At 44.6% G+C, this 12,320-nt stretch carries 10 protein-coding genes; 7 read left to right on the top strand and 3 right to left on the bottom strand.

From position 1 onward, the window contains the following. Window positions 1-19 precede the first annotated feature (19 nt). Complete coding sequence (locus tag VL525_RS02990) at window positions 20-1,642, bottom strand: carboxylesterase/lipase family protein (protein WP_325383154.1); 1,623 nt, start codon at window positions 1,640-1,642, stop codon at window positions 20-22. A 115-nt stretch (window positions 1,643-1,757) separates the two neighbouring features. Here VL525_RS02990 and VL525_RS02985 point away from each other — a divergent pair, with 115 nt between their 5' ends. Both VL525_RS02985 and VL525_RS02980 read left to right on the top strand, forming a co-directional pair. Beyond that, window positions 1,758-2,483: an NUDIX hydrolase gene (locus VL525_RS02985; protein WP_325383153.1), complete on the top strand. Its 726-nt coding sequence runs from the start codon at window positions 1,758-1,760 to the stop codon at window positions 2,481-2,483. A 105-nt stretch (window positions 2,484-2,588) separates the two neighbouring features. After that, on the top strand, window positions 2,589-2,951 hold the full coding sequence (locus VL525_RS02980; protein WP_325383152.1) for a hypothetical protein: 363 nt from the start codon (window positions 2,589-2,591) through the stop codon (window positions 2,949-2,951). Window positions 2,952-3,039: 88 nt separating this feature from the next. Here VL525_RS02980 and VL525_RS02975 read toward each other — a convergent pair whose 3' ends face one another. Further along, window positions 3,040-3,810, bottom strand: a complete 771-nt coding sequence (locus tag VL525_RS02975) for a hypothetical protein (RefSeq protein ID WP_325383151.1) — start codon at window positions 3,808-3,810, stop codon at window positions 3,040-3,042. Between the two features lie 225 nt (window positions 3,811-4,035). Here VL525_RS02975 and VL525_RS02970 point away from each other — a divergent pair, with 225 nt between their 5' ends. From VL525_RS02970 to VL525_RS02950, 5 genes are all read left to right on the top strand, one after another. Continuing rightward, entirely contained in the window at window positions 4,036-5,055 is a 1,020-nt protein-coding gene (locus VL525_RS02970; protein ID WP_325383149.1) for a metallophosphoesterase, read from the top strand. A gap of 1 nt (window position 5,056) precedes the next feature. Continuing rightward, on the top strand, window positions 5,057-5,608 hold the full coding sequence (locus tag VL525_RS02965; protein WP_325383147.1) for a YceI family protein: 552 nt from the start codon (window positions 5,057-5,059) through the stop codon (window positions 5,606-5,608). Further along, complete coding sequence (locus VL525_RS02960; RefSeq protein ID WP_325383145.1) at window positions 5,605-6,027, top strand: c-type cytochrome; 423 nt, start codon at window positions 5,605-5,607, stop codon at window positions 6,025-6,027. The genes VL525_RS02965 and VL525_RS02960 overlap by 4 nt, the downstream gene beginning before the upstream one ends. Window positions 6,028-6,095: 68 nt before the next feature. After that, window positions 6,096-7,112, top strand: coding sequence for a sensor histidine kinase (locus VL525_RS02955; protein ID WP_325383143.1), 1,017 nt, complete (start codon window positions 6,096-6,098; stop codon window positions 7,110-7,112). Then, window positions 7,109-7,825, top strand: coding sequence for a LytTR family DNA-binding domain-containing protein (locus tag VL525_RS02950; protein ID WP_325383141.1), 717 nt, complete (start codon window positions 7,109-7,111; stop codon window positions 7,823-7,825). Before VL525_RS02955 ends, VL525_RS02950 begins: the two co-directional genes overlap by 4 nt. Window positions 7,826-7,831: 6 nt before the next feature. On the opposite strand, the gene VL525_RS02945 is transcribed toward VL525_RS02950, so the two are convergent. Continuing rightward, window positions 7,832-12,145 carry a hybrid sensor histidine kinase/response regulator gene (locus tag VL525_RS02945; RefSeq protein WP_325383139.1) on the bottom strand — a complete coding sequence of 1,438 codons (4,314 nt, stop codon included), beginning with the start codon at window positions 12,143-12,145 and terminating at the stop codon, window positions 7,832-7,834. Window positions 12,146-12,320: the final 175 nt, after the last annotated feature.

The raw sequence follows: 12,320 nt of genomic DNA, 5'->3' as shown, positions 1-12,320 counted from the left end.
TCAGTTTAGTTAGGGTCAATTATTTTTTTTCAGCTACCTTATCCAGCAGCAAATATCTCGGCCGGTCGGTAGCCTGTTGCGCGCCGCTGGTTACGTCGATGATCATGTGGTGCATTATGCCATCGCTTTTATTGGCGGGCCATTCAGGCAAACCACTGCCGTTCGGGTTACCGGTTTTGATGAAGTTGGCGAAGTAATCTTCCATAGTTGCCGAAACTTTAAAGTCATCAGCGCCCCAGTCATATACCTTGTTGCCATTAAGGTTGCCCAGCGCGTATTCAATTTCCGAAGCATGTGAAGCGCCTGGGTATGGCGCAGGCTGAGGATTTGGCTTTTCATTGGCATCGCCTTTGGTTACACCGCCTGCCAGGCCTGCCTTAGCATTGCCCATGGCAGCAACCATTTTTGGCCGCGGGCGCGAGAAGATATAGCTGTAAACCGGCTGTCCGCCAGTTTTTGCGCTTTGCTCTTCCCACTTCCAGGTACTGTAAACGATAAACCGATCACTTGCCAATTCTGTCGCCGATTTGATCACCTCCTCCTGGGTCGAGCTGGGATAGAGTTTTAACACTTCATCAGCATCATTCGGGTAAAACTGCTTTACTTTTTTTACAAAATTTTCGGTTGTCGGTGCATCGCCGTACATAAAAGCCTGGTACGGTATCTCGGCCGAATTCCACCCGGCTAATAAGGGCACGTGCATCTGCTCGCCTGCTGAGAATATCTCAGAAACCTGCTTAGGCAGAAAATAACCGTCCACGATCAAAGCCATGCTCCAATTGCCTGCTTTTGAGGCGATATCCAGGAGTTTATCAGCCGGGATCGCTCTCAGGTCGGCTAACGACGAAGCGCCTGCTTTTTGCTGAAAGGACGTCCCATTTTTTTCGGCGTCTGCTAAAGATGAAAGATGCAGGATACCACCGCTTTCTCCTATTGCGCCGGCAAATAGTCCTTTATTTAGGGGCGAGGCCATCTGATCGCACACGGAGATAGAACCAGCTGACTCACCGGCTATGGTTACCCTTTTCGGGTCACCACCAAAAGCTGCTATATTTTTTTGCACCCACTCTAAGGCGGCATGCTGATCCATCAGACCGTAATTACCTGAAGCGTGATGAGGCGATTCTTTAGTAAGTTCGGGATGCGACAGGCAGCCGAAAACACCAAGCCGGTAATTTACCGTAACTGCCACAATACCTTTGGTGGCCATGCTCTCGCCGTCGTAACGCGACTCAGACCCATCGCCTGCAACAAAGCCGCCGCCGTAAAAGTAAACCAGCACAGGTAGCTTCTCTTTTGCCGATCTGGCAGGCGTCCAAACGTTCAGGTAAAGACAATCTTCGCTCATGCTGTCGGCGCGAAACATCATATCACCAAAAACATTCTTCTGCATGGCATTATGACCAAAATGATCGGCCTTGCGGATACCACTCCAGTTTTTTACGGGTTGCGGGTCTTTCCAGCGAAGGTTGCCTACCGGAGGCTGCGCAAACGGAATACCTTTAAACATATTAATCCTGGTAGCCGGATCGGTAACTCCTTCTAACACACCGTTAGCTATCTTAATTTTCGGCCCCTGGGCCAAGGCGGTCATGCTTAAAAGGGGCACAACCAACAAAATGGTAATATAAATTCTTCTCATGGTAAAAATGGTTTGGTTATAATTAAGGGTGATTTTCACTTATTGTAATAATTTGTTACAATAATAATTTATTACTTTCTTTATAGCAAATTTTTCATACCGGTTTAAACCATTTATGACGCAAGAGAAAAAGGAAAGCGAAACTAACCCCGCCGGCAGCGGTTATCTGCCCGGCCTCGCTATTGACGCGGTAATATTTGGTTTCCATGACCACCAGCTAAAAGTTTTGCTGATGGAATACAAAAGGTCGAAAATATTTGCCCTCCCCGGCGGGTTTATCCGCAATGACGAGGATCTGAACAAAGCTGCTCACCGGGTTGTCTCCGAACGTACAGGCCTTCAAAATATTTATTTGGAGCAGTTTTACGTTTTTGGCGATTTTGGACGATCGGATCCGAGGCCGATGAAATCCATTATGACGGCTATCGGCTTAAAACACGACGATACCCATTGGCTTTTGCAACGTTTTGTTTCGGTTGGTTACTATGCTTTGGTCGATTTTACAAAAGTTACCCCCATGCCCGATAAAATATTTGATGGCTGCGCATGGTATCCGCTTGGGGAGATTCCCGATCTGATGCAGGATCACGCGCTGATAATTAAGAAAGCGTTGGAAAGTCTCCAGGCAGATCTCGACCGTAAATTGGTGGCCTTTAACCTGATGCCGGAAGAATTTACCATGAACGAATTACAAACAGTTTATGAAACCATCCTCGACAGGAAGCTCCTGCGACCGGCTTTCCAACGTAAAATATTAAGCCTGGGCCTGCTGGAACGAGTTGCCAAAAAATGGACCGGTGGTGCGCATAAAGCGCCTTACCTATATAAGTTTATCTCGTAATTATCCTTTCTGGCTTAGTTTCTTATCAAAATTCAATTTTGATAGTACTATGTATTGGATAGTACTATTATTTTACATATCATTGTATCATTAAAACTGACTGATATGAAAAATTTAAAAATGACCGCTTTTGCAGCATTGGCTTTTATGCTTGCTTCAACCTGCCATTTCGGGCGGCATACAACCATTGTTGAAACCGGCGATAATTACCATTTGCGCATCGAATACGCAGGAAAAATACATTTCAATTACGATGGCACAGCGATCAGCGACATCTCGAGAGGAGGCTACGTTAAATATGAGAGAAATGATGAGACACTTGAGGCGAAGAACGATGGCCACGGAGGTGTGAACTACGAATTGTACGACCACGGCGAACAGGTAGACCCGCAAGCCGAAGGAAAGGCTTTTATAGCCCGGGCGGTTAGAGTGATGCTGCAAAAGAACCATCGCCCCAATTGGAAATGATCAAGCCCGTACCAATATGGTGCGGGCTTGATGTAAAGACAGGTTTTATATTTGGGCCGAGGCCAGTCCCGGGATCGCGCAACGCTTTCTATTTTTTCACAGCATAACCCAATCCAATATTCACAGAAACAAAAAATGCGCTTTGATTTTTATTGGGCCCGTTATTTAGTTTATAATTATCCTCGACACGCCAGTTACCGTGGGCTGCATTGATATAATAGCCGGCGCGGATACCAATAGGTATACTGCGTTTAACGGTAAAGCAATCCATCGTTTTCTCTGAAAGTGGTATCAGATAATCCAACCCGCCTCCCAGTTCGATGCCAAAATTGGGCTGATAAAAAGTTTTGCTGGCGCTGGTGTTCAGCAACTCGTCCGAAAAATCAGATGTATTCCTGATCGCCCTCTTGTCCTGGATGTGCAGCACAGCGGCTGATAAATTTACCCCGGCGAACGGGAAAAGCCTGACGTCAGGATTATTAACAACGTTGTAACCAAGCCTGGCAAAAGCCTGATACTGATTAAACTTAGCCTTTATATCGTTGCCCGTAGATGTGGATACCGGTGTAAATCCAATTCCATCTTCCAATATCCATTTATTGTGAATGTGATTCATGGAGGCGTTGATCCAAATGTTATTGCCTGATAATGTCCCCAGCCCGTTTGGTGCAAGTATGCGGTTAAGCTGGGAAAAGTACGTGTAACGATAAGTGCCCTGTATCTGAAAGGTGCCCGCGATACCGTTCATACCGTGATGGAACCATCCACCGGATTTAACGGTGTCTGTGTTTTGTGCTTTAGCAGTTAGGGAAGATAGTAATGCCGATACGGCAATAATAGTAATTGTTAATCTTTTCATAATAGGTGAGTATAATTAATTTACCAATAGTTAAACCCTATAACATACAAGGATGGGGTAATTGTTTCGGATAAATGAAAATAGCAGGTAATTCAGCCGCGCCTTTTTCCAAAGACCGTGTTCATCAAGTATTTGCCGGTGTTCATGTAAAATATTTTCGTGCCTGTTTCAAGCAGGTTTTCTTCGTGATATAATTCGAAAGATCAATTTTAAAAAATAGAAATCATGAAAGATCACCACCACGAACATGGACCGTTACCTGAAGAACAAAACGGCAATAACGACGGCATAGACCGCCGGGGATTTTTAGAGTGCATGGCATGGGCCGGCACGGGAGTATTATGGATGATGTCGGGCGGTATACTGAAATCGTTTGGTATGAGCCAGATGATAGACCATACAACCGGCAACATAAAAAACGGGCTCATAATCCCTAAATCAGATTTCACGTTCGTTCAGATCAGCGACAGCCATATCGGCTTTAACAAAGCTGCCAATCCAGATGTGGTTGGGACTTTGCAGGCTGCCATTGATAAGATCAATACTATGCCGAAGGCACCTTCATTTGTACTGCACACCGGCGACCTTTCGCACCTGGCACAGGCCGCAGAGTTTGATACGCTGGACCAATCGCTAAAAAGCGTTAAAACGGATAAGATATTTTACGTTCCGGGTGAACATGACCTGACAGATAACGGGAAACTTTACCTGGAGCGTTACGGAAAAGGCACCAAAGGCGGCGGCTGGTATAGTTTTGACTCGCACGGTGTTCATTTTGTCGGGCTGGTTAATGCCCAGGTGCAGGTTGACGGTGGTTTGGGCACACTTGGCGCCGATCAGCTAAAATGGCTCGAAGACGACCTAAAAGGTCTATCATCAAGCACCCCTATCGTGGTGTTTGCCCACATACCGCTTTGGGCAGTTTATCCGCAATGGGGCTGGGGAACAAAAGACAGCGAACAGGCGCTGGCTTTACTAAGACGTTTTGGCTCAGTATCCGTTCTCAACGGGCATATTCACCAAACTATACAGAAAGTTGAAGGTAATATTACCTTCCATACGGCCATGTCGACCGCCTTTCCGCAGCCTGCGCCCGGCAGCGCCCCATCGCCCGGCCCGATGAAAGTACCCGCCGATAAACTGAAAAGTGTTTTGGGTTTAACAAATGTGCATTACCAGGAGCATCACCACACCCTTGCGGTTACCGATGTGCCGCTGATGGAAGCTGAAAAAACAAACGGATAAGATGAAAAACATATTATTATTGATTGTTGCAGGGTTGTCCTGGGAAATGGGCCTGGCACAGTACAGGCCCGTTGACCAGGGTTCGTCTATAAAATTCACCATACAAAATTTTGGCTTCGATGTAGACGGTTCATTCAGCGGCTTACATGGTATGATCAGTTTTGATCCGCAGTACCCGGCAAACGGGCATTTCGACGTCGATATCGATGCCAATACGATCAACACCGGCAATGGTTTAAGAGATAATCATTTACGCGGGAGCAGTTATTTCGACGTAAAAAAATATCCGCGGATACAAATAGTATCAGCAAAAATATCTCCCGCAGATAAAAAAGGGGTATTCCTTTTCGCCGGAAAACTTACCATCAAAAGCACCACGAAAGATATTTCCTTCCCGTTTGAGGCCATGCCCTCGGGTGAAGGTTATTTTTTTAAGGGAAGCTTTAAGATCAACCGGAAGGATTTCCAGGTTGGGGGCACAAGTACCATATCCGATAATTTGGAAGTGCAATTGAATATCGCAGCACAAAAAGAAACCGTCCAGTCAAAATGAAAAGGAAAGCGAAATTAATAGTAATAGCGGGATTATGCGGGCTGGTCATTCTTACCACTGCTGCCACCAATATAAGCAAGCCTGACGAGCCGTATACCAACCTGCAGGTTCTGCCAAAGGATATTAGCCAGGCTGATCTGAAAAAGATCATGATAGACGATTTTGAAGACTCCATAGGTGTCTCGTGCGGCTTTTGCCATGCGCAAAAAAAGGACTCGGATGAACTGGACTACGCAAGCGACGCCAAGCCTGAAAAACAAATAGCGCGGCAAATGCTAAAGATGACGCTCAACCTTAACCGCGACTATTTTAAAATAGAAAACCCCGCGATGGGTATTAAAGGCAATGTGGCAGTTACCTGTAACACTTGTCACCGTGGTGACACCTTTCCGGATGACGGCGCAGGTGCCATTAATTAATTACCATATTTTAACGTAATTTGATTTAAAATCCATTGCGGATAACTGACAACAGACCATTATTGCTGGTGAAAATAAATAAAGCGATATACCATTGCATTTTTTGGCTGCTTGCATACTTTTTCTGGATATATATTTTCAGGAACAGTACGCTGGTGCTGGCGCATACTATCACTATCCAGTTTTGTTACCTGGTATTTATTGCAGCCAATTATTACTTTAATTCGCTGTACGTTATACCTTTCCTGCTGAACAGGAAAAAGTACGCCCGGTTTTTTGCTGCCTTTTTGGCGGCCATCATCGTTACGGCCTGGCTGAGAGTTCCGGTATCGTACGTGGTACGCAAGTACCTTTTCCGCGTAAATGATACGCACTTTAATAGCCTGGATGTTTTTTACGAATCGTTCATCAACATCTTTTTCTGGGTGTTTTTTATTGTTGCGGCCAAAATGGTGATCGAGCGCATACGTTCGCAGGTTTATATTGAACAGATAGAAAAAGAAAAAGCAGCCAACGAGCTTAATTTTTTAAGGGCCCAGTTCAATCCGCATTTCCTGTTCAATTCCATTAATTCAATTTATGCGCATATTGATAAATCGAACAAAGACGCGAGAGGTATGTTGCTTACCTTTTCGGAAATGCTGCGGTATCAGTTGTATGAATGTAACGTGGAGCTGATAGAGATTGAACGCGAGCTTAACTACATCAAAAATTACATTTCGCTGCAAAAATCGAGGATAGACGAACGGATAAAAGTTTGCTTTTCGGCCGAAAACATAGACAATGCGTTTAAAGTACCGCCGCTTATCCTGATAACCTTTATTGAAAATGCTTTTAAATACGTAGGATTTAACGAATGCAGGGAGAATCGGGTCGAAATATGCCTGAAATACGAAAGAGGTGATCTTGTGTTTAGTGCATTTAATACAAAAGACAGCTTTATTAACAAAGCGCAAGGATCGTCGGGTCTTGGGATAGCCAACACCAAAAGAAGGCTTGAGCTATTATATCCGGGTAAACACTTACTGGAAATACAGGATACTGAAAACGATTATACCGCCCGTTTAACCATTTTGAATATATGACACTGAATTGTGTAATTATAGACGACGAGCCCATAGCGCGCAAGCTTTTACAGGAATATATTGAAGAAACGGATTTCCTGAAATTGGTTGGCACCGCTGAAAATCCGTTAAAAGCGGTAGGGCTGTTAAGTGCGCAGGATGTTGATCTTATTTATCTTGATATCAATATGCCGAAAATGAGCGGAATGGAGTTTCTTCGTTCAACATCCAATCTTCCGATGGTTATCATGACCACTGCTTATGAGCAATACGCACTGGAGGGTTTTGAAATGGCGGTGATAGATTACCTGGTAAAGCCCTTCCCGCTGGAGCGTTTCCTGAAAGCCTCGCAAAAGGCCCTGGAGTACAAATCGTTGAAAGAGAAGAAAATCGCCGAAACGCCGGACGGCAAGTACATTTTTGTAAAAAGTGATGGCAAGCTTGAACGCGTGGTACTGGACGAGCTTATTTATGTGCAGGCTATGTCAAATTATGTGATACTGCAAACTACCCGGGCAAAACTGATCGTATACCTCACTGTTAAAGGTGTTTTGGAAAGTTTGCCACCTGATAAATTCATACAGGTGCATAAAAGCTACATTATGAACATCAATATGATCAATTCGATCAACGGCAATACGATTTACATCGGTAACGAGCAGGTGCCGATTGGCCAAAGCTTTTATGACGGCCTGATGGATAAAATTCTGAAAGGGAAATTCCTGAAAAGATAGCAGTTTTTAGACCGATACCGGCCCTCTTTTTATCCTGTGGGCTTCTTTTAACAAAGCAACCAGCGTGTCCAGTTTCATTGGCTTGGATATGTAATTGTCCATGCCATGGCTCAGGCAAATATCACGATCTTCCGAAAGCGCATTTGCTGTCATTGCAATAATGTATGGCTGCTCCAGTTCCAGTTTGCGTATCGTCCTGGTAGCCTCGTAGCCATCCATTTCGGGCATCTGGATATCCATTAAAATGATATCGTAACGTTTTCTTTTAAGCTCGTTTACTGCCTCAAGGCCATTATTGGTAACCAGCGCGGCGTAGCCCAGTTTAAGCAAGATACGCTCGATAAGTTTTTGATTAACCGGGTTATCCTCGGCAATGAGAATATCCATTTCATATTGCTTGCCAAAGCTTGCATCGAGCACATTATTTTGCTGGACATCCTGTGCCACCGTTTCTCTGCGCTCACCCAGTTCGGTGCAAATGCTCTTCAATAATTGATTTTGCTTAACCGGCTTGGTAAGCACGGCCGAGAAAAGGCCGGGGTATTTTTTACGGCTCTCGTCGTTGATGGAACTCAGTATGATCACCGGAACGGGGCGCGGCGAGTTCTTGATAGCACGCGCCAAACCAGCACCGTCTGTCTCCGGCATTTGCATATCTGAGATCACAAGCTGTACCGATTTATCAGATGCCAGCACCTCCAGGCACTCTTTAGCTGAAGAGCAGGTTACCGGGATAAGCTTCCAATGTTCCAGTTGGGCCTTAAGGATGACAAGATTAGTTTTGTTATCGTCGACGATAAGCACTTTTTTGCCTTGTATATTATCAAAACCAGGCATCAAAATATTTTCGGCTACAGACTTGTTGCTTGTTTTAGCGCGAATGGTGAAATTAAACACCGAGCCTTCGCCTACTTTACTTTCAACCCACACATTGCCGCCCATCAGCTTAACCAGGCGTTCGCTGATAATAAGGCCCAGGCCTGTGCCGCCGTATTTGCGCGTGGTTGATGAATCAACTTGTGAGAAAGGCTTGAACAGGGTTGACAGCTTCTCCTCGGGGATGCCTATACCAGTGTCCTTTACGCTGAACGCTATCTCAATTTCATCATTTGAAACCGCCTGCGACAAAGAGGCCTTAATAAATACTTCACCTTTCGAGGTAAACTTGATGGCATTATTGATCAGGTTGATGATTACCTGTTTAAGGCGGAGACTATCCCCTATCACAAAACGCGGAAGGTTAAAATCAACCTGGTATATAAGGTCGAGGTGTTGTTCGGCAGCTTTTTGCGAGAACATATCCATGATCTCTTCAATGCTTTGGCGGAGGTCGAAATCCTCTTCCTCAATATCCATTTTACCCGATTCGATCTTGGAAAAGTCGAGGATATCATTGATCACATTCATCAGGCTGTCGCCGCAATTAATGATAGTTTCAGTATATTCCCGTTGCTCCTCGTTTAGACGCGTTTCGGCCAGCAGCGACGCCATACCTATTACGCCATTCATCGGCGTGCGTATCTCGTGGCTCATGGTGGCCAGGAAAATACTTTTTGCCTCGTTTGCCTTATCAGCCTCCTGTCGTGCCTTAAATTCCTGGTTCTTCTGATCTTCTAATTCTTCTGATTGCGACTGCAGTTCCTCGTTCAACGCCTGCAATTCATCAGATTGTGAAAGTAACTCTTCATTTACTGCCTGCAACTCTTCGGACTGTGACTGCAACTCTTCGTTTAAAGCCTGTAAGTTATCTGATTGCTCCTGTAATTCTTCGGCCTGCCGCATTACAACAGTGGTACGTTCTCTCACCTGTTGTTCCAGGCGCGCCTTTTGTTTGATAATGCTGTGAACCCGGTACCGGTAAATGCCGTAAATAGAACTTAAAATAAAAAGGCCGGTCAGCGTTTCGAACCACCATGTGAGCCAAAACGGAGGCACCACCGTTACTTTTAGCGTAAGTACATTGGGCGACCATTTACCGGCGCTGTTCTGGCTCTTTACTTTAAATACATATTCCCCGGGGGGTATATTGGTGTAAACTGCCGTATTTTTATCTTCTACATAATTCCATCCTTTATCAAAAGGCTCCAGTATGTAAGCATATTTCTTTTTATCAGGCGACAAATAGTCCAGAGAAGCATATTCAAATGAAAGTACCGATTGATCGTGCGATAGAGTGATAGACCTGGTCTCAGAGATATCTTCTTTTAAAGGCGACTTATCATTATCGCCCCGGGACACTTCAACGTCTTTATTAAAAATCTGGAACCTTGTTAATACCAGGGGCGGGTTATATGGGTTGTCAACGATCTGATCGGGGAAAAATGAGTTGAACCCGTTTACGCCGCCAAAGTAGAAGGCTCCCGTGCGGCTTTTGAGCGAGCTATGCTGCTTGAACTCATCGGCTTGCAGGCCGTCTTCTGTAGTAAAATTCCTGAATTTGCGGGTAACAGGGTCGAACATCGACAGGCCATTGTTAGTGCTCACCCACATATGTCCTTTATCGTCCTCCAAAATGGATTGCACATAGTCATTCGGCAGGCCATCTTTTGTTTTATAGATGGTAAAGTGTTTGGTTTTCAGATCGAAAACATCCAATCCACCCAGGGTACAAATCCAAATACGGCCTGAATGGTCCTCATAAATATCGAACACCGTGTTATTGCTGATACTGTTCCTGCTATCGTCATGTTTAAAGCTTGTACAGGTATATGACTTTGTATCGAACAAACACAAACCGGCATCGTCTGTAGCCAGCCAAAAATTGCCCTTGCTGTCGCAAAGCATGGCGTTTATCCGGTCGCTGCCCAAACTTTTTGGATTGGCAGGATCGTTTTTAAAATGGGTAAAACTATTCGAGTTAGGGTCGTACAGGTTCAGGCCATCACCAAAGGTACCCAGCCATATCCTTTTGTCGGGTGTTTGAAGTATGGCATATACATTGTCGCCGCTCAGGCTTTTCGGATCAGCCGGATCATGACGGAAAGAGCGGAAAGTACCTGTTTTAGGATTCATCACGCTTACCCCGTTGCCCCATGTGCCTATCCATAAATTCTTCTGATCATCCTGCTTAATGTCGAGTACATTGTCACCGGCTATACTGTTTTTGTTGCCGTCCTGGTGCCTGAAAGTAGTAAAACTGTTTTTCTTCAGGTTGAACACATCCATACCCCCGCCATCAGTGCCAACCCAGATATTGTAATCATCATCCTCAAAAAGACTTAACACAAAGTCGTTTGAAAGGCTATTTGGCAATGAATTATGTTTGTAATGTATAAAGTTACCAGTATTCTTTTTGTACAGGCTAAGCCCCCCGCCGTACACACCTATCCACATATTGCCGTGGCGGTCTTTAGTGATGATATCAACCGAATTACCGGTAAGGCTGGTGTTATCGACATCATCGTGCTTATAACTAAAGAATTGTTCCCACGCGTAGGTATATATGCTCAACCCACCGTTTTCGGTACCTATCCATAAGTTGTGGTTGTCATCTTCAGCAATGCTCTGGATGCTATTATTGATCAGCGAATTGCTATTTTTCGCGTCATGCATAAAATGCCTGAACGTTTGCGTTTTGGCATCGTACAGATTCAGGCCCGTTTCCTGTGTCCCTATCCAGACATGTCCGTCGCTATCTTCGTATATCGCGGTAACCTTATTGCCCGAAAGTGAATTTTTATCGGCGCTGTTATGTTTAAAGCTAACAAACGATCTCTTTTGGCGATCATATAAGCAAAGGCCGTCGTTCACAGTACCTATCCAGATGTTATTGTGACTGTCCCTGGCGATGGTCATTATTTCGTTGTCGCTAAGACTGTTAGGATCACCGGGATTGTTCCGGTAATGTTTAAATATCCCGTTGAAAGGGTCATATACATCAACGCCATCGTGCTGGGTGGATACCCATATTTTTCCGTAATCGTCAATAACAACCTTACTGATAAAATTGCTTGCAATACTGTTCAAACTTTTAGCATCGTGCATAAAACGGTGAAAGCGATTAGCCTTCCTGTCATATTTGTTGAGGCCCCCCCCTACTGTTGCTATCCATAAATTACCCTCACGGTCTTCGGCAATATCCTGTACGTAGTTATTGGCAATCGAGGTGGTATCTTTTACATCATTTCGGAATACACGGAATTTGTAACCGTCATAACGGTTTAGTCCATCGGCTGTACCTATCCATATAAAGCCGCGGCTATCCTGCAGTATACTGTTGGGATTCAGCTCGGATAAGCCATTCGCAGTGCCTAAATGAGAAAAATGCAGTTGTTGTGTTTGCGCAAACGAAAACACCGGGGCTGCTAAAAATAAGAGCACTAACCAACACCTCAGTTCCTTCGACACAACGGTTCTTATTACATTAACGGCTTTAACCATCACTTTTAATAAAGTTCTAATTATCAGGGGTATTTATCTGCACATTTATACGAAGTGGAAAGCTTTTGGTTATATTGACGATCTAAATATTTACTTTAGCTAAGCGTACAAATAA

This window comes from Mucilaginibacter sp. (assembly GCF_035492695.1).
GTDB lineage: Bacteria > Bacteroidota > Bacteroidia > Sphingobacteriales > Sphingobacteriaceae > Mucilaginibacter.
Note: the sequence above shows the minus strand (reverse complement) of the source record. Positions and strands in the feature narration are given on the sequence as shown.